The organism is Sulfurimonas aquatica (assembly GCF_017357825.1).
Taxonomy (GTDB): Bacteria; Campylobacterota; Campylobacteria; order Campylobacterales; family Sulfurimonadaceae; genus Sulfurimonas; species Sulfurimonas aquatica.
The window spans coordinates 1639634-1658600 of the sequence record NZ_CP046072.1 but is presented as its reverse complement, the minus strand read 5'-3'; the positions used below and the strand labels follow the sequence as shown (position 1 = coordinate 1658600).

Sequence of the window (18967 nt, the reverse complement as noted above, 5' to 3'; positions counted from 1 at the left end):
TATTATTTTTAATCATTTATCCATTTTACTTAACACCAATTTTCTAATCAATAGTGGCAAGTGATATATTTTCATTCATCCTCTCTTTGATGGAAAGAAACTTCTCTAAATTTTCAAAAAATAGATCTATTAAATCAGGGTCAAAATGCTTGCCTCTCTCTTTGGTAAACAACTCTAAGATATCCTCAAGTGGCCATGCTTTTTTATAAACTCTATCATGTCCTAAAGCATCAAATACATCTGCTATAGCTGTAATACGACCATATATATGGATATCTTTGCCTATGGTTTTATTTGGATAGCCTGTTCCATTATACTTTTCATGATGTGTATAGGCTACAGTTGCTGAAGCTTTTAAAATAGCTCTCTTAGAGTACTTTAGCATTTCATAACCTATCTCAGCATGTGTCTTCATAATTTCAAACTCTTCATCAGTGAGTTTGCCGGGCTTATTTAAAATATTATCGGGAATTCCAACTTTTCCTATATCATGCATTGGAGAAGCTTGTTTTAGTAAGGATGCCTCTTTTTCACTCAGTCCACTAAGTCTTGCAAGTAAGTAGGAGTACTCTGCTACTCTCTTAACATGTAGACCTGTCTCTTTACTTCTTGTTTCGCCAATAGCACCCATTGTGAGTACTACCTCTTTTTGTGTGTCAATTATCTCTTGATTGAGTTGCATTAACTCTGTTATATCATACATGATTTGTAGGTGCTCTACAACTTCTCCCTCTAAGTTAACAATAGGATAAAAGAGGTTGTCGACAATATATTCATCCCCATTTTTCTTGATATTGGTTAAAATTTCTTCTACTAGTTTCTTTTTAGAGAGTTGCTCTCTTCTTAGCTCGCAATTTAGAGTTTCTTGATGCTTTTTATGACGCATCTCTAGACAGTTATGTCCCAATATCTCTTCTCTTTTATAGCCACTTAGTTCACAAAAACTATCATTTGCATATGTGATAATATTCATAGTATCTGTTTTGAGAATAGCTGTTTTTGTATTAATGGCGTTTTCATATTGATTTGTATAGTTTATGGTCTCTTCAAGATTGTTACTTGTTTTAGCAAGTTCATTTTTTAGAAGAAGTTTATACTCTTCTAGTTCACTTACGTCATTTCTGATACCTATGTACTCTTTAAAAGAGCCATCTCTGTTATAGATAGGACCAATCTCAGTAATTACATAGTAAGGTTTACCAGATTTACTCTTGTTTTTTATCATTCCACTCCAAATCTTACCACTTTGTATAGTGTCACGTAAATCTTGATATATTTCTGCTTCTACACTATCGTCCATATGTATAGTATGAGGATTACCTATCATCTCTTCGCGTGTATAACCTGAAATGAGTTCATAATTCTTGTTAATGTCTGTAATTATTCCATTTTTATCTGAAGAGGAGAAAATCGATGCCTCATAAACTATATTTTTAAACTGTTCTAAATAGTGGTTATTTTCAGATATTTGCTCATTTTTTTGCTTGACCTGCTCACGAAGAACTATAGGCTCAATTACTTTATTTAAACTTTTTATTAACATTTTCATTTTAATAGGCTTAACCTGGTAAGCATCAACATGTAGTTCAATAGCTTTTAAAAGATAATCAGATTCATTAAATGCGGTTGTGACTATAATGGGGACTTCAGTGTTAGTTTTTCTAATGATCTCTATCATATCTAAGCCATTCATTATTGGCATTTGTATATCTGTTATGATAATATCTGGTTTATTTTTTAAAAAGGCTTCTAACCCCTCTTTACCATCGTATGCTACATAGAGTTTTTTAACATACCTTTGTAGCATATATGCTACTTCTTCAGATATGTCTCTATTATCCTCAACATATAAAATAGTGAAATCTTTTAAATTATCTATACTCATTAAATACTCTTTTTTATCTGTATGCTAAAAATAGCACCATTTTTATTATTCTTAACTTTTAGTGTACCATGCATATTGTTTTCTATAATTGTCTTAGACATATATAAGCCGATTCCCGTTCCCTTACCTTCATCTTTTGTTGTAAAGTAAGGGTCAAATATTTTCTCAAGTAACTCTGATGGTATGCCACCAGCATTATCCTCAATCTCTAGATAGGCACTATTTTCATCATCAAATACTCTTATATATAGTTGCCTATCATCAAGCCTATTTTCGACTAAAGCATCTTTGGCATTATTTAAAATATTTAGAATAACTTGTGAAAACTCACTTGGAACACCCATGATATTTACAGACTCATCAATATCTTGATGAACACTAATTATACTATTGTCAAAACTTGAACGAAGCATCTCTAAAGTACTTTTTAAACTTGAAGAGATAGTAAATGTCACAGAGTCCTTGTTTGGTTTAAAAAAGTTTCTAAAGTCGTCAATAGTTTGAGACATAGTCCCTGTAAGGCGATTTCCCTTTTCAATAGTACGGTCTATATACTCTTTATCAAGCATCTCCATCTCATATGCGTTTTCTAAGTTTTGTAGAAGTAGTCCTAGAGCATTCAGAGGCTGTCTCCATTGATGAGCAATATTTCCAATCATCTCACCCATTGCAGCAAAGCGAGACTGCTGAATGAGTATCTGCTCTTGTTCTAGGCGTTTATGTAGTTCATTTTTTACTCTTTGGTCTAGTTCTAGGTTTAACTCTTGTAGTTCAGATGTCCTCTCATTAACTCTAGATTCTAACTCTTCATTATTAGCAATTAGCTTTTCGTTGGAGATTTGTATAGTGTTAATCATATGGTTAAAGTTAGTTGCTAGCTCTCCAATCTCATCGTTATTATAGATTTCAACATTAGTTGTTAAGTTTTTTGTTTGAATTATTTTATGGGTACTTTCATTTAACCTTGCTATAGGTATTAGTATTGAGTCAATCAGTCTCACTCTTAACTTAAAAGATACTATCATAGCAAGAATTACAATGAAAATAATTACAAGCATCTCTTGAATCATAGACTCTATAAACTCATTTAAAGAAGAGACAAGAATCAAAAAGCCAATTATATTTTCATCAACACTGATAGGTATTTTTATATATAGATTTTGAGAGTCCCATAAAGAGTTGTTAGATTTACTAAGACGTTGAAGCAGTTCTTCTTTTACGGCTTCTTTAGAATGGTGGTAAGAAGTCATAGTATTAAATTTACTATCAGTGACATAAGCATGTTTCACTCTCTTTTGATATATCAAAGATTTTAAGGAAGTTGACATGAACTCCTGGTCATTAAATAGAACTGCCGATGAAATATTTTGAGCTACAATTTTACCTAGGACCTCAGTCTCTATTTTTAAGAACTCTTTTTGATTGCTATACTGATAAAAAAAGATTAGAACAATAGAAAAAGAACCAGCAAAAAAAGCTGTGATAATTCCAGTAAATCTTAACTTTTTTGCTATAGAGAGGTTACTGTAATAGTGAAATAGATTATCTAACATATCATTACTTTACTCTTCGTTTTTAACTATTTTAGCAAGTTTTAAAAGACTTGAGCTAATAGTAAGTTGTGTTGTATCAACCTCATGAAGGTTAACCTCAAATTTAATTTTATTATTTAAAACAATTAAGTTTATCATAACATTTAATTTTGCATACCCTTGTGTATCTGAAATGGTAAGTATATTTGATGGGGCTGCATAGTCTGTGTACATTTTTAACTCTTGCTGATTGAGTTTTGGTAAAACTAGGACTTCACATCTAGCGAGTTTCTCTGTTTTATTTGAAATTAAGATCAGTTTAATTGGTTTACTTTTTACAGACTTTTTTTCAAGGACTTCAAGGTTTGTTATTAAGTCTGATTTTTCATGTACACATATATGAAATAAATCATCATGATAATGTGAATCTGGCCAGTTAATATATCTAATAAAATTATAAATATAGGCAACTTTAATATCTTTTACATTTGCTCCATCAGCCATACTTAATGGTGTTAAAAATAAGCTGCTAGTGATAAAAAGTAAAAATATTTTTGTTATCATTTTGTTGTTTATACCTAAAATTTATATGTTGCTTTTACTCGAAAAGTGATGCCATCTTGAATAATCTCTTTTTGGGCATGTTCTTCTCCACCACTACTTGAGTAGCTTGTATCAAAAAGGTTATAGAGAGTTCCTGAGAAGTCTAGTCCTTTTACTACATCATATGCATTTAAACCCAAGTTCATAAGAGTGTAATCATCAAGTATATCACCATTTGGATTTTTCTTTTCACCGACATATTGGAGTGCAAAAAATGTAGAGTAGTTACTTAGAAACGGAATCGTTACAACTGCATTTGCAAGATCTTTTGGAGAGTTTACTAGGACAACACCTGTTTCTTTATTTGTAGTCTCTTGGTATGTATAGTTAAGTGAACTCTTTATGCCATTTGTAAACATAAACTTATGACTTAACTCTAAACCCTTAGACTCTGTCTTATCAAGGTTATCAAAAAATAAAATACCAGAAGCGTCAGTAGTTTGTTGGATTAAATTTTGCATTTCATAATAAAAACCATTTACTATAAATGAGTGATTTGTGGAGAAGTAGTGCTCAAGAACTATTTCATAATTTTTTATATTTTCTTCTTTTAAATTTGGGTTTGCCTTACTTGTAAAATCACCATCGTTGTAGTAGAGCTCATAAGAGTTTGGTGCTCTAAAGGCTTCTCCATAAATTAGTTTGAGTGAAGAAACTGGTGAAAATGAGTATATAAGAGATGCTTTTGGAGAGATCTGAGAACCTATTGTTTCATAGTTGTCATATCTAAGACCAAGAGTAAAAGATAGATCTTCGGTTGGTTTATAAATGTTTTGTAGATAAAATGCATAATAATTAATAGGGTTATCTGTATCTATATCTGTTACATTATCATAGAGATAGACTTGTTTTTCTTCTAAAGATTCCATAAGATAGAGACCGAGTAGCCAATCTAAACTATCACTCTGTTTATAGTTTACATCAACATTACCATCTATCCATTGTGCTCGCGCTTCATCTCTTGAAAGTGTTAGACCACCATCTTCATAGATGTAATCTCCTATAAAGTCATAATAGTTATAAGCTAAGGATGTGCTAATTTTCAATTCATCTGAGAAAGAGTGCTTATATGCTAAGTTTACATAGCCATGTCTATCTTTACTTATTATGGCTTCATTGAAGATTGATTCCCATGCTGCAGTTGGAACAGTTTTTTCACGGGAGTACATAAGAGCTTCAATTTTAAAATCACTAATATTTGACTTTAAAAAGAGTGTATATCCATCAGTACTATCAATATTTTTTGCATGTCCACCGTTTGTAGTAGGGTCATCAAACTCTTTGAAGTAAAGGTCGTTATCACCATCTGAATGAAAACGAGTAGCAGAGAGTAAAAGGCCATTGCCACTATCAAATAGATGCGAGAGAGTCACTCTCTCTTGATCAGTACCATAGTTACCAACCATGAGAGAAGCTTCACCATTTTGAAACTTTTGAGCACTTTTAGTTACTATATTTATAACTGCAAAAAGAGCACTAGAACCATAAATGGCTGAACCAGGTCCACGAATAACTTCTATATAGTCAATCAAGTCCATATCAATATGCGTTACAGGACCAACCATTGAAGATGAATAGATATTTTCATTTACACGTTGACCATCAATGAGCGTAAGTATCTTACTATTGTAGTCTCCTGGCGAGCTAAATCCTCTAACGCCAAGGTATGTATAGTCCCTATCATAGGAGGTATAAAAACCACTCTGAGTAGAGAGTGCTTCAGCTAATGAGCGATAATTGCGAGTTTTAATCTCTTGGCTTGTAATTACAGTTATATTTGCTGGAGCATCAGTTATCTTTTGCGTGGTCTTAGATGGACCAAATACTGTAGTTATTTCTATATTTGACAACTCTTCAAGATCTAAGTCTAACAACTCATCTATGTCGGTAGCACCAGCTCCTATTGAAAGTAGCATAGTAGTTATTATTGATAAGGAGAGTCTATTTATCATAACTGAGATTCCTTTGCAGAATATAATTATTTAGCATATATGCAAGGACTCTAACATATTTTTCTTTAATAAATAATTGTTTTAAAATTAATTTACTAGATTTAGTTTAATTATAAAGCATACACCAGTATCTTGATTTTTTACAAAGAGATTACCTTCATGATGTTCCTCAACAATTATTTTTGACATATAAAGACCTAAACCGGTACCATTGAGTTCAGATTTTGTTGAAAAGTAGGGATCAAATATATTTGGGATAATATCTTCAGGGATGCCTCCACCGTTATCGCAAATATCTATAGTATTACCTTTTATAGTTATTGTTATTTTAGGATTAGTAGTACCTTTTTCTCTAAAGTTGTCCTGTGCATTTTTTAAAATATTTAAGACTACTTGTATAAGTTCATTTTCATAAACTCTTATTGTTATATCACCATCAGTCACTCTTATTATTTCTATTTTATCAGCAGCTAATGAATCTTTTATAATGTTTAGAGCCTTTTCAATCACACTATTTAAAGAGACATCAACAGATTTTTTATCTGGTTCATAAAAGTTTCTAAAGTCATCTATTGTAGAAGAGAGATGTTGAGCAAGCTCACTAATATCATCTAATCTTTTAATAAAAAAATCTTTTTTATAGTTATCCATCATAGAATCGAGACTTAGTGTAGATGAGATTGCAGAAATAGATGATAAGGGTTGCCTCCATTGATGTGCTATCATACTTATCATCTCTCCAAGTTGGGCCATACGAGACTTTATAAGTAGTTTGTCTTGCTGTTTTTTATTTTTCTCAACCTCTTTATTGACACGTACTTGCAAGTTGAAACGTTCTAAAGATATATGTAAAATTAAATATGAGACTATAAAAAGAGCAACAAAAAATATAATTTTTATATAATAGTTTCCATCAATTAGGTTTTTTAGATATGCATCAGTAGTGTATGAGACCATATAGGCCACTGTTTTTTTCTCTTTTATATTTTTAATCGGTATAAAGGAGATAATCATAACCTTATCATTAAAATCGTGATAGAGTGAAAATGGACCTTGATGGTCTATATTTTTAGCTATTTGATCTTTTAGGTATTTGTTAAGTTCTATCTTCTCTTTTTTAAATTTACTGTTTTTTTGAGATGGTGTTAGAGCAAAAAGAAAATCTTTATGTTCAATGCTTTGGATATAGTTGACTTGGTTTTTGTCTTTCCAGACATTGGCTTCGAAAAGTGCCTTATTTAAAATGAAGTGAGTGTCTATTTTATGAACTGATGTCATATTCTCTTGCATTATTTCAGATGAAAAACCAAAATCTACACTCCCTAAGTACTCATCGCCACGGTAGATTGGAAACAGATTTCTAAAAGCATGAGAAATTTTTCCCTGCTCAAACCCACGAACTTGTTTTTTGTTTTTGTTGGCATATTCAAAGCTATAACGCACAGGCGAAAGACTATCATCATATTTTTCTGGTTTATGTACCCTCAAAAATGCTATATTGTCTTCAAAAGAGAAGACCATGATTTTTAAACCAGAATTAGAAAAATGTTTGAAGTAGGGTTGCATTTTATTGTATAAGGCTTTACGTACTTTAGCACGTTCATCTTCTGTCTTGGAGTGTTTTGCCTTATATAAAAGTTCAGTAATCTCTTCTTCGTTTAATACTATGCTATATAAACAGTCACTTAAGTCCCCAAAAACACGTTGGGTCATGTAGTAACTGTTTTTAAGGTCTTTTACCTGCTGCTCAAGTATAAGGTTAATCTCTTCTTTTTCTTTGTAACTAGTAGCAAAGTAGATAAGAAAATATGCAGTAGCAAAAAATAGAGCTATTAAAAGGCGAATTTTATTTAATGAAAACATTTATGGTCCTATTTTAAAATAAACTAGAAAAACTCTATTTCACCATCTTCAAAATGATCTATGACAAAGAGTGAAACTATCTGCTTTATACTTAAGACTGTAGGTTCATGTATATGGTGTGAGTTTCTCATAGCTAGGCTCTCTACACTAAAGCGTTTTGTATATCTATCCATATCTAAATATACTGCATCAAATAAGACTAAAAGACTATCGCCATCAGTTCTTAAAAGATTTAAAAAGTCATCTTTATGCTCTTGCATAGCAGTGGCCAACTCACTAAAAGCGGTAGAGAGTGAGTTTAGGTATGGAGAGTAATGTAAGAGAATAGTAGAAATTTTAAATAGTTTTTCACTGATTTTTAAAACATCGGTTTCGTCGGAAAACATCACAATGGTAGATAGTATCTGTTCTATCTCTTCAAAGTACTCTAGAATATCATGAACATGATCTTGTAAAAAGAGTACGTTCTCTTCACCTTCACATTCGTCTTGTGCAAAATATGCTGAGAGTGAAGCACTCTCTTGTTTAACTTCTATATCTTTTGGTTGAGTACTTGTTTTTAGAAGACTTTCAACCTGTTTATGTTTGACATCAATGATACTATTTCTAGAGTTTAGTAATTTGATCTGCTTTTCAAGTTCACTATTTTTATCTGTAATCTCATCTATAAGCTCCAAGTTTAAAACCTGAGTATAAGCATCTCTACATACTGGGTAAAGAGCATTGATAACCTCATTTTGAATGATTGGTTTTAAGATAAAACTATTTGTTCCAGCCTTAATAAGCTCAATAAGTATCTCAGATTCGTTGTGTGCGGAGATAGCCATGATTTTTTGTTCAGGGTTTATCTCTTTGATGTTATTTATCATATCTATACCATTCATGTTTGGCATATTAATGTCAGTGAGCACAAGGTCGTAATAGTTGTCATTGTACTTTTTTAACCCATCAACTCCATCAACTGCAGTATCAATGGATTTGAAAAATGGCTCAAACAAAAAAACAGTCTCTTCTCGTAGAGTGTCGTCATCTTCAACATAGAGTATTGATAAGTGAGATGTATATTTTAGTAAATCTTTGATATTTGGCATAGTCTATCCTTGAGTTAAGTTCTTTGGTATAGTTATTAAAAATTCGGCACCTTGAAACTCTTGAGAATTCCTTGCACTTAAAGAGCCCTGTAGGTGTTGTTCAATTATGGTCTTAGCCATGTGTAGGCCAAGTCCCGTTCCATTTTTTTCATTTTTTGTTGAGAAGTATGGTAAAAATATATTTTCCATAATTTCATTGGGAATTCCACCAGCATTATCAATAATAGAAACATCAATATTATTCTCTTTAACTACTATAAAGATGGATATTTTTTTATTTTTAATACTTTTTTCTTTTAATGCATCAATAGCATTATTAATGATACTCATAAAGACTTGCTTCAATTCTCCTTCATAGCTAGTAATGCTCGCTCCATCAATATCTATACACTCTATATTAGTTGTGATGTCATGGCTAGTAACTTGAATCATCTCAAATACATTTTCTATCGCACTACAAACATTAAAAAAACTTTTCTCTTTATTGGGACGATAAAAGTTTCTAAAATCATTAATCGTTTTAGACAAAAATTTGGCCGAAGTTTCTATTTTGTCAAAAGCTTTTGTGAAGTCGTTTGTCATCGCTTCTAGAGGATTCTCTTTTTGCTCATATAGACCTAACTGAAGTCTGGTTTTTAGTCCTGCAATAACCGTAGTTATCGATGAAAGTGGTTGACGCCATTGATGAGAAATCATAGAAATCATCTCACCTGTTTGGGCTAGTTTAGATTGCTGGATAAGCATTTTTTGCTGCTCTTCTTTCTCTTTAGTAACTGTGAGTAGTTCTTTTTTCATTATACGACTTTGTAATATAATGGAGACCTGGTCCATACTTATGTCTATAAACTTTTGTAGATTAAATGGTTTGACAATAAAGCCTGATACATTTAGAGCTAAGAGATCAAGAAGTTTATCCGACTCATCACTTGCAGAGATAACTATAAATTTCTGTTTTGGGTTTATCTTTTTTATCTCTTTTATGAGTTCAACGCCATTTATCCCTGGCATATTGATATCTGTATATATAATGTCATATTTAGTAGATGTATAAGCTTTCAATACTTCTGCAGGATTGTTAGAAATATCTATGGAGTTGAAAAAACGACTTGCAACATCGCTGTAAGCATCAGTTATAATGACTTCATCATCTAGCATTAGTATGGATATATCGCTACACATTTTTTTAAAATGCTTGATGTCGTCTATGTTATACATCTCTTATGAGTTCCAATCCTTTTGAAGGCATTGAGAAGTAAAAACCTTGGTATTCGTCTATCGACAACTCTTTGAGTATGTCAAATATCTCTTTAGAACTTACATACTCCGCTATAACTTTTATGCCAAGTTCTTTTGAAAACTCTGCGATTGCTTTTACAAGAGTAAAAGATTTTTCATCAGTTACCACCTCTTTGATGAGGGATGCGTCTATTTTTAGATAGTCTGGATTTAGTCTGAGTATATGCTCAAAATTTGAGTAACCTGAACCAAAGTCATCAATGGCAATTCTAACGCCACTCTCTCTAAAACTGTTTAATATATCTGCTACCATCTTATAATCACTAACTACCTCACTCTCTAGAACTTCCATTATTAGATTGTTTCCAATCTCGTATTTTGCTATTTGGTCATGTAAAAATTGAACACGAAGCGGATCTGATAGGTCTTCAAATGAGAGGTTAATGGAAAAATCAATACCTTTTCCACTCATAAACTCAAAGCTTTTTTCAACGATTATCCGCGTTAGTTTGTCATACTGTCTAGTTTTTACAGAGGCTTCTAAAAAGAAATATGGAGAGATTAGCTTCTCTTCATTATTACTAAACTGTGTGAGTCTCATTAATGTTTCATATTTTATTACATTACCATCTATGTCGACAATGCCTTGAAATACTGGAATGATATTATCAGTTGATATTGCGTTTTGAATCTCATTTTTCCAGTGCATATCTTTTAGTAGTTGCTTAGATGTGTCAATCTCTTCTGAGTATATGATTGCTTGCTTTTTGAGTTTTTTCGCATGTTTTAGGGCCATGTCAGCTTTTACAAAAAGGTTATCTTGATTTATAGCGATTCCAATAGTGGTCTCAATATCAACTTCAGCCTCAATCTCCTCTATGTAAACTTTAAACTTTTTAAAAGAGTCGATGAGTCTCTGTATATCTATGTCGCTATGATCGTTTTCTATCTCTTGAGATGCATATAAGATTGCAAAAACATCACTATATACGCGAAATAGAGTATATGTTTTTTGAGCATTGAACTCATTGAGAGAGTCTGCAAATTTTATTAAAATAGTATTACCAGCACTGAGCCCATAGAGGTCATTAAACTTTTGAAAACCAGCTATGTCTACTAAAACAAGTGTTTCAAAGGTAAAGTTATTTATTTTTTTCATCATAGCAGTATGATTTTTCAAGCCTGTTAAATCATCATGATAAACTTTATACTCTAACTCATTAGTTCTCTCTTGCACTTTTTGTTCAAGGTTTTTATTTGAGTCTTCTAGCTCAGTCTGATAGAGCTTTACCTCTTTTTTTAAGTGAATCTTTTCTACAACCTTGCTCATAGTTTGTGCAAATTGAGACAACTCTAATGGTTTGAGTAAAAACCCATCGACCCCTAACTGTATACTTGAAATAAAGAAGTCTGTTTCATTATGTGCAGATAAGATGATGATTGATATTGATTCGTTTATGCGTTTCATCTCTTTTGACATCTCAATGCCATCCATATTTGGCATGTTTAAATCAGTAATTACAAGATCAAATTCTGAAGCTTTAAACTGCTTTAGCCCATCTTCTCCATCTATGGCAATAGCTATATCAGTAAAAAAACGATTGAGTAACTCAAGAGTAAAGGTCCTTGCATCTTTGTTATCCTCAACATAGAGTAACCTGAGGTCTTTAGAGTACAAAATACACTCTTGTATTGATTGATTCATTGTGGTATCCTCATATTGTTGGTTTTATTGGTATTTTGATGCAAAATTTTGCACCATCTTGAGTATTAAGTACTGAGAGCTTACCTTGACAGTGCTCTTCTACGATAGTTTTAGACATATATAGTCCTAAGCCTGTGCCATCTTTTTCTGTTTTAGTACTAAAGTAAGGATCAAAAATATTTTTAATAATATCTTCAGCAATTCCACCAGCGTTATCCTCTATCTCTATGTAAGCATATGACTCTTGTGTATAGCTATTTATAGATATACGTTTATCTGTAGTGTCACTCTCCATTAGAGCATCTTCAGCATTTTTTATAATGTTTAAGATTACTTGTTTTAGCTCATTAACATATGTAGTAACTTTTTGATTACTTATTTTATCTTGTGTAAGTTCTATAGAGTAGGTTGTTAACGTAGAACCTATGATTTGAAGAGTACTCTCGACTATTGTACTAAGAGTAGACTCCTCCATCTCCTTGTTCTCTTTAAAAAAACCTCTAAAATCATCAATCGTAGAGGAGAGGTGTTGGGATAAATCATTTATGGACTCTAGTCTCTCTTGAAAAAAGTTACTATTGTAGTTATCCATTATGATATCTAGATTTAATGTGCTTGAAATGGCAGATATAGATGATAGAGGCTGTCTCCACTGGTGTGCTATCATACTAATCATCTCTCCCATCTGAGCTAGACGAGACTGCTCAATCATATGTGATGCTTGTAAAGAGTTTTTCTGTATCTCCTCTTGTACCCGTTTTTCTAGTGATTTATTCAAAAGTGCAAGCTCATTTTCTAACTTTTTCATGTGAGATATTTCATGCCAAACAACATGTACGATATTTTCACCTTTTATGATTAGCGTTGTACGTATTACATCTATCCATATTGGAGTTCCATCAGATTGTAAGTATTGCCACTCAAAACGCTCAAGCTCTGTTTTATATATCTGCTCACACTTATACTTTGACGTTTCTCCATCTGGTTGAAACTCTGGTGAAAAGTCATAGGTAGTATGGCCTATGAGTTGCTCTTTTGTATCAAGTTTTAAGATTTTAAGTACAGCCTCATTACAGTCAATAAACTTCTCCCCTTTCATTAAAAGTATGCCATTTGAAGATTCATGAAAAAGAGTTTCATATATATCTTTTTGCTCTTTAGCATTTTGTAGATTCTCTTTATATGAGAGTGTAAGGTATAGTCTAGAGTAAAACTCTTGATTACTAAAAGGTTTATGTAGATAATCATTCGCACCATTCTTAAGACAATCTACTATAGTTGTAGCTGTATCAAGTGAAGAGATAACTATAATAGGGAGTACGTTGATACTATGCTCTTTTCTAATCTCTTTTATAAGTCCTAAGCCATTTAGGTTAGGCATCTCATAATCCGTAACCACTAAGTTAATATCTGGGTTTTGTTTTAAAACAAGTAGAGCTTCATCTCCATCCTCAGCCTCAAGAGTTTTAAAATTGTGGCGTTTAAGGAGTTTGGAGATCAAAGCTCTATACAAAGAGGAGTCATCAACTACGAGAATAGTCTCTTTTTTGTTAATCTCTAATCGTACCAGTAACTCTTTAAGCATAGCTAGGTTAGAGAGGGACTCCTTTTCTATATAGTCAACAATATCCTGTTTAAGAAGTTTTTGTTTTAGAGACTCATCCTCTAAACCACTTAACAAAATAACAGAGATATCTTGCTTAATAAGAAATTGTACAATAGCTTCAGACTCTTTAGAACTCAAATCTAACGCCACTAATGCGATATCAATACCCTCTGTAGATTGTATAACCTTTTTAACCTCTAGAAGTGTTGAAGAGCTTTTAAGTTTGTAGTCTAATGTAGAAAATAGTTGAGCTAAGTAAACTTGGATAGTTTTACTATCTTCAACAAGTAGGGCACTCTTAGATATCTCTATCATTGTGTTTTATCTTTATGCTTTTTTGAGACGAGAGTAAGAGTTGTTATGAGTTTAGAAAGTTCTAGCGGTTTTGTTAAATATTCATCAATATCTATTTCATCAGCTGAGGCGATGAAGTTTTTCTCATTATGTGCAGAGAGAGCTATAATAGGCATTTGATTGTCTATCTCTTTAATGATAGCAGACATAGTAAGACCATCGACTATAGGCATATTTATATCTGTAATAACTAAATTAAATTTTTCATTTTTAAATAAATCCAAACCCTCTTGGCCATTTTGTGCGATAATAATATCATCAAAAAAACGACTTAAGAGCTCAAGTGTAAAACGACGAGCCTCTTCGTTATCTTCTACATATAACAATCTTGTAGATTTAGTATACTCTAGAAGTTCTTGCATTGGAGTACTCATGATAACTCCTTTGTATCGCTCAATGGTAATTTTATGACAAAAGAGGCACCAATAGTACTGTTTTGTAAGCTTATTTCACCCTCGCAATGATCTTCTATAATTGTTTTAGACATATATAAACCTAACCCCGTTCCATCTTTTTGTGTTTTTGTACTAAAGTAAGGATCAAACACCTTATCTACTATTTCATCAGGTAATCCACCTGCATTATCTTCTATAGTGATTATGGCGTTTGAAGCTTCTTTGATTGTTTTAATTATAATTATACCATCACTTATGTTTTTTTCTACCAAAGCATCCTCTGCATTTTTTAAAATATTTAAAATTACCTGTTTAAGCTCATTTGAAAATGTACTAAGAACGATACTTTCGTCTGTCTCTAGTATTAATTTTATGCCTTTATTTTTTAAACTTGTATCAATTACATGAATGCATGAGTTGATGATAGTATCAAGTAAGATATTCTCTTTTTGCTTGTCTTCTTTAAAGAAGTTTCTAAAGTCATCAATGGTACTTGAGAGGTGTTGGGATAGTTCACCAATAGCTTCTAGGCGTTCTTGAAAAAACTCTTCTTTATAGTTTTGCATAATTACGTCGAGCATTAAAGTACTAGATATAGCTGATATAGAGGCTAAAGGTTGTCTCCATTGATGTGCTATCATACTTATCATCTCACCCATTTGAGCAAGTCGAGATTGCTGGATGATAAAGGCAGTTTTTTTCTCATTTTTTTCTATTTCACTTTTGACTCGCTCCTCTAAAGTTAGGGAGAGCTCTTCATAGGCCTTTGAAATAGTTAAGTTTTCACTTATGGCGTTATAGCCGATGATAACTCGGTTTGTATCATAATCAGGAGATATAACAGTGCGTGTCCAAAAAAATGTTCCATCTTTTTTTTTGTTTTTTATCTCTCCTGTCCAAACTTTTCCTTTTTTGATGGTTTTCCATAGTTCTCTATAGAACTCTTTAGACATGTCAGGGTGCCTGGTTACGTTATGACTATGAGTAATTAACTCCTCTTTAGAGTAACCAGAGTTTTTTATAAAAGCTCTACTTACATAGATGATATTACCGCGTACATCGGTTTTAGAAGCGATAATGTACTTGTCAAAAGAGTTTAGTAGTCTTTGCACTTCAAGAGTTTTTTCTACTAAAGGTCTTTTGTTACTGATAATATTTTGATAAGGGAGTAGTAGGTACTTCATGAGTTTGTCAAAAGAGTTGAAGAGTTTACCTATCTCATCATCTCTTCTTAATAGGTGCTTGACTCTTGCACTAGTTTCAAAAGCTATCTCACCATCAATAATTTTATTTGTGGTATCAACAAGCTCTGTGATAGGGGAGACTACTCTTCTAATAGTGTAAACGCCAATAACTAGACTTAAAATAGTCGCTATAACAAGTGAGACACTCAAGTAGAATATTGTAGACTTCTCAGTATCTTCTGCGTTATGAAAAAATTCATTAGCTTTATTGTCAGCAAAATTACTGAGAACTTTAACTGCCTTATTTAATTGTGCTTTATATACTACGCCTACTTCTAACATAAATGTTCGTGCTTCTATAGGTTTGTCATCATTTATGAGTCTGATGAATTCGGCTCGTATAATTTTAAGCTGTTGGTATTGATAGATTAGTTGATTTATCTCTTCTTTGGGACCGAGATATTTATCTTTAATAATTTCGAATTTTTTATATATGCCATCATCATAGGAATAAACTTTCTCTTGTATCATCTTGAGTTTAGCTTTGTCTTGAATATTTAACATATTGTGAGCAGTTAGGGACATCTCTTGTATATCAATCTGCAGACCTTTGAGTGTATTGCTAACGGTATAGGGGTGATGAAACATTTTCCCCAAAAACTCTCTTTGATTTTTTAACGCAACAATGCTATATATGGCAATTCCAATTGTCATAAAAGTGATTAGCGTAAAACCAAGAGCAAGTTTAAAGGATATTGGCAGCGACTTGAGTTTCATTATATCTTCCCCTACGGTATCTATAAAATATTAAGCTGTTTAAACTCTCGAATGAGCTCCATTTGACGGTTTGCTATATAAGCTTTCATATTATCTTTCTCTTTTGTGTTTAAATCAAACAGGAGAACGAGATAAAATGTACGAACATTCTCATCTATTCTGTAAACAGTTGTATCGGTTGTTATAGAGATTTGTGATCTTGATACTGGCAAATTCATAGATAATTTAAGCTTACTCTCCAGACCTAAGCCTGGAACAAGTGCATCAACAGATATTTTTGCAGAAACCTCAGATAAATCAACAATTTTCACATCACCAATAAATTTTATATCTTTATAAAAGAGAGTACATCGCTCTTTTTTACCTGCTTCGAGTCTAATGTGCTCTCTATCTGCTGAGCTTCGGTGTGTAAATTGAAAATCATTTATAACTATTGTCTGTTTATCCGCATCTACACTCTTTATAGATTTACAGATGATGCTCTTAGGAAATGCTTCAGAACTTATAGTCATAAACTTTGTTAACTGAACAATCTTTAGTTGAGAATACGCTGTTTTAAAGCTTATCTCATCCTCTGTTAGTTTAGATATAACTGCAGGATTAATAATAGTTAAGCCCTTATAGAAGTTGTGTATCTTTACCTCTGAAGAGTTGTCTTTAACTAACTTCATAAAGGATAAAATAGAGTTCTTATCTTGGAGCGCCTTGTCATCCATAGTAGAGTTCTTATCAAAAAGTCCCATAAGGTTTAACTCAGTAACGTCGTCAAAAGAGAGAACATAAAAACCAGTTTTGTTAGGCACTTCTCTAGACTTTAAGATTAGATGACGCATCTCATTTTTGGAGTTTTTTATTTTTGTATGAAATAGTGTTCCAGGGTTACTCATAGCAGACTGCTGCCAGTTTAGCTTTTCATTTGTATATAAAAATTCATCATGTTTTAGAAGCAAAGAGTCCATATCTTTATATTTTTTATTAAAATCTTCTAAATCATCTACGTCAAAAAATTCTAAAAATCGTTGATTTGTGAGTGTAAATTTCTCTTTATTCATCATGACAACTATATTGTTCTGATAGTTAAATATACTCTGCATTTGACTTAAAAAAATGCGTCTCTGCTCCTCTTTATGTATGGAAGTCACTGCTCTATGAATAGTTTTAACTAGCTCAGGGAGTTTAGCTGGCTTATGTAAGTAGCGAAATACTCCAAGCTCTATGGCAATATGCAGATGCTTTTTCTCATCATGAGCGGAGAGGATAATAACTTTGGCTTCAGGCTCAGCCTCTCGAATCTTACGAATCATCTTAAAACCATTCATATTGGGCATGTTGATATCGGTTATAATGATGTTTGGTCTATGTTTGAAAAAGCTTTTATAACCCTCTTCGCCATCTTGGGCTAAAATAACGTTTGCAAATATCTTTGTGAGTAGTTTAGACATATTTTCACGAAGACCAGCATTATCTTCAACATACAAGAGTGTCATGCCAGTGGTCAATTCTTTGATGTTTTCTATCATTTCTTTCATGAAATTATTATAGCACACTTATAAGATAAAATTAACTTAATGAATTATTTAGGAGTAAAGGTATAGAATATTAAAAATTCTTTAAAGGTATATTATGTCTTCAAATACATCTGTGAATTGTAACAATAAATATAATTCTAAAAGTACAAAAAAATCAAATGTTCTTTTAGTTGAAGACTCTGAATTTGTAAACAACGCTATAAAAAAAGAGCTCGATGGACTTGGATATGATTGTATGCAAGCACTGAGTTTAGAAGAGGCTATGCAACTACTTAAAGAGAACGTATATGAGTTTATAGTCCTTGACTTACATCTACCAGATGCATATGGTGAAAAGCTTTTTTTGGCTGTTACAACACATAGTGACGCCAAAGTAATAATCTTGACCTCAGAACAAGATGTAGATATACGTAACTCCCTTTTTAAATTTGGAGCATTAGATTATGTCTTAAAAGATAAAAACTTTATTAAATCTATACATAAAATTGATGATATGATTAACAGTATTGAAGCTAACAAGGAGTTTAGCATACTTGTTATCGATGACTCTTCTCTTGTGAGAAAACAGATAGAGATGATTTTAAAAGTGAGAAACTATCAGCTTTATTTAGCTCAAACTGCTCAAGATGGCTTAGATATGTTGGAAAATAGTGAGATAGACTTAGTCATACTCGATTTAGAACTACCAGATATACCTGGCTTAAAAGTACTCCAGAGAATAAAAAATAACCCTGAACACTGTGCCTTACCTGTAATGATTTTATCAGGAACTAATGATCCTGATCTTATAAGTAGTGTTTTAAAAGGTGGAGCATCTGACTTTGTACATAAGCCATTTAATATTGAAGAGTTTACTCTAAAAATAAACTTATGGACACAACTCTCAAACAAAAAAAATGAGGTACACTGCTTAGAACAACTTTTAACTCAGTATAAAAGTATACTCAATGATAGAAACATGGTAATGAAGATAGATAAGTATGGAGTAATCAAAGAAGCAAATAAAAACTTTTGTGACTTTTTTGCTTATAATAAACATGAGCTTATAGGAGAGTCTTGTGATGTTTTACATAATGATGCAGAGACTTTTAGCACTTTTTTAAATAAACTTCAGAGTAGTAGAGATAAAAAGAAAAAAATCAATATGAACATCAAAAAGAAAGATGGCAATACTGAAAATATTAACCTAAACATTACACTTATACATAATAACAAGGGTGAGTTATTTGAATATATTATAGTGTATGGATAAGTC

At 32.1% G+C, this 18967-nt stretch carries 13 protein-coding genes; 1 reads left to right on the top strand and 12 read right to left on the bottom strand.

All coding sequences use genetic code 11. The features are described 5' to 3' along the window. Positions 1–43: 43 nt before the first annotated feature. From GJV85_RS07930 to GJV85_RS07875, 12 genes are all read right to left on the bottom strand, one after another. Positions 44–1885 (bottom strand): HD domain-containing phosphohydrolase, encoded by a 1842-nt coding sequence (locus GJV85_RS07930; protein ID WP_207560855.1) that lies wholly within the window; start codon positions 1883–1885, stop codon positions 44–46. Further along, complete coding sequence (locus GJV85_RS07925; protein WP_207560854.1) at positions 1885–3438, bottom strand: sensor histidine kinase; 1554 nt, start codon at positions 3436–3438, stop codon at positions 1885–1887. The genes GJV85_RS07930 and GJV85_RS07925 overlap by 1 nt, the downstream gene beginning before the upstream one ends. Before the next feature lie 9 nt (positions 3439–3447). Further along, positions 3448–3981 carry a YfiR family protein gene (locus GJV85_RS07920; protein WP_207560853.1) on the bottom strand — a complete coding sequence of 178 codons (534 nt, stop codon included), beginning with the start codon at positions 3979–3981 and terminating at the stop codon, positions 3448–3450. Between the two features lie 14 nt (positions 3982–3995). Continuing rightward, complete coding sequence (locus tag GJV85_RS07915) at positions 3996–5972, bottom strand: TonB-dependent receptor plug domain-containing protein (protein WP_207560852.1); 1977 nt, start codon at positions 5970–5972, stop codon at positions 3996–3998. Between the two features lie 87 nt (positions 5973–6059). After that, positions 6060–7835, bottom strand: coding sequence for a sensor histidine kinase (locus GJV85_RS07910; RefSeq protein WP_207560851.1), 1776 nt, complete (start codon positions 7833–7835; stop codon positions 6060–6062). Positions 7836–7858: 23 nt separating this feature from the next. Next, entirely contained in the window at positions 7859–8926 is a 1068-nt protein-coding gene (locus GJV85_RS07905) for a response regulator (protein ID WP_207560850.1), read from the bottom strand. 3 nt (positions 8927–8929) lie between these two features. Continuing rightward, positions 8930–10141, bottom strand: coding sequence for an ATP-binding response regulator (locus tag GJV85_RS07900; protein ID WP_207560849.1), 1212 nt, complete (start codon positions 10139–10141; stop codon positions 8930–8932). Beyond that, the gene (locus GJV85_RS07895) at positions 10134–11867 is read right to left on the bottom strand and encodes an EAL domain-containing response regulator (protein WP_207560848.1); all 1734 of its coding nucleotides are present in this window, start codon (positions 11865–11867) and stop codon (positions 10134–10136) included. Before GJV85_RS07895 ends, GJV85_RS07900 begins: the two co-directional genes overlap by 8 nt. 10 nt (positions 11868–11877) lie before the next feature. Then, a complete protein-coding gene (locus GJV85_RS07890; protein ID WP_242689769.1) occupies positions 11878–13788 on the bottom strand; it encodes a response regulator in 1911 nt (636 codons plus the stop codon). Further along, complete coding sequence (locus tag GJV85_RS07885; RefSeq protein ID WP_207560847.1) at positions 13785–14201, bottom strand: response regulator; 417 nt, start codon at positions 14199–14201, stop codon at positions 13785–13787. Before GJV85_RS07885 ends, GJV85_RS07890 begins: the two co-directional genes overlap by 4 nt. Then, positions 14198–16183 (bottom strand): sensor histidine kinase, encoded by a 1986-nt coding sequence (locus GJV85_RS07880; RefSeq protein WP_207560846.1) that lies wholly within the window; start codon positions 16181–16183, stop codon positions 14198–14200. Before GJV85_RS07880 ends, GJV85_RS07885 begins: the two co-directional genes overlap by 4 nt. A 20-nt stretch (positions 16184–16203) precedes the next feature. After that, a complete protein-coding gene (locus GJV85_RS07875) occupies positions 16204–17712 on the bottom strand; it encodes a response regulator (RefSeq protein ID WP_207560845.1) in 1509 nt (502 codons plus the stop codon). A 94-nt stretch (positions 17713–17806) separates the two neighbouring features. Between GJV85_RS07875 and GJV85_RS07870 the strand changes: the two genes are divergently transcribed. Beyond that, positions 17807–18964 carry a response regulator gene (locus GJV85_RS07870; protein WP_207560844.1) on the top strand — a complete coding sequence of 386 codons (1158 nt, stop codon included), beginning with the start codon at positions 17807–17809 and terminating at the stop codon, positions 18962–18964. Positions 18965–18967 lie beyond the last annotated feature (3 nt).

Coding starts and splice junctions, on each gene's coding strand:
- GJV85_RS07930 (WP_207560855.1), bottom strand. CDS start 1,885: ATGAGTATAGATAATTTAAAAGATTTCACTATTTTATATGTTGAGGAT.
- GJV85_RS07925 (WP_207560854.1), bottom strand. CDS start 3,438: ATGTTAGATAATCTATTTCACTATTACAGTAACCTCTCTATAGCAAAA.
- GJV85_RS07920 (WP_207560853.1), bottom strand. CDS start 3,981: ATGATAACAAAAATATTTTTACTTTTTATCACTAGCAGCTTATTTTTA.
- GJV85_RS07915 (WP_207560852.1), bottom strand. CDS start 5,972: ATGATAAATAGACTCTCCTTATCAATAATAACTACTATGCTACTTTCA.
- GJV85_RS07910 (WP_207560851.1), bottom strand. CDS start 7,835: ATGTTTTCATTAAATAAAATTCGCCTTTTAATAGCTCTATTTTTTGCT.
- GJV85_RS07905 (WP_207560850.1), bottom strand. CDS start 8,926: ATGCCAAATATCAAAGATTTACTAAAATATACATCTCACTTATCAATA.
- GJV85_RS07900 (WP_207560849.1), bottom strand. CDS start 10,141: ATGTATAACATAGACGACATCAAGCATTTTAAAAAAATGTGTAGCGAT.
- GJV85_RS07895 (WP_207560848.1), bottom strand. CDS start 11,867: ATGAATCAATCAATACAAGAGTGTATTTTGTACTCTAAAGACCTCAGG.
- GJV85_RS07890 (WP_242689769.1), bottom strand. CDS start 13,788: ATGATAGAGATATCTAAGAGTGCCCTACTTGTTGAAGATAGTAAAACT.
- GJV85_RS07885 (WP_207560847.1), bottom strand. CDS start 14,201: ATGAGTACTCCAATGCAAGAACTTCTAGAGTATACTAAATCTACAAGA.
- GJV85_RS07880 (WP_207560846.1), bottom strand. CDS start 16,183: ATGAAACTCAAGTCGCTGCCAATATCCTTTAAACTTGCTCTTGGTTTT.
- GJV85_RS07875 (WP_207560845.1), bottom strand. CDS start 17,712: ATGAAAGAAATGATAGAAAACATCAAAGAATTGACCACTGGCATGACA.
- GJV85_RS07870 (WP_207560844.1), top strand. CDS start 17,807: ATGTCTTCAAATACATCTGTGAATTGTAACAATAAATATAATTCTAAA.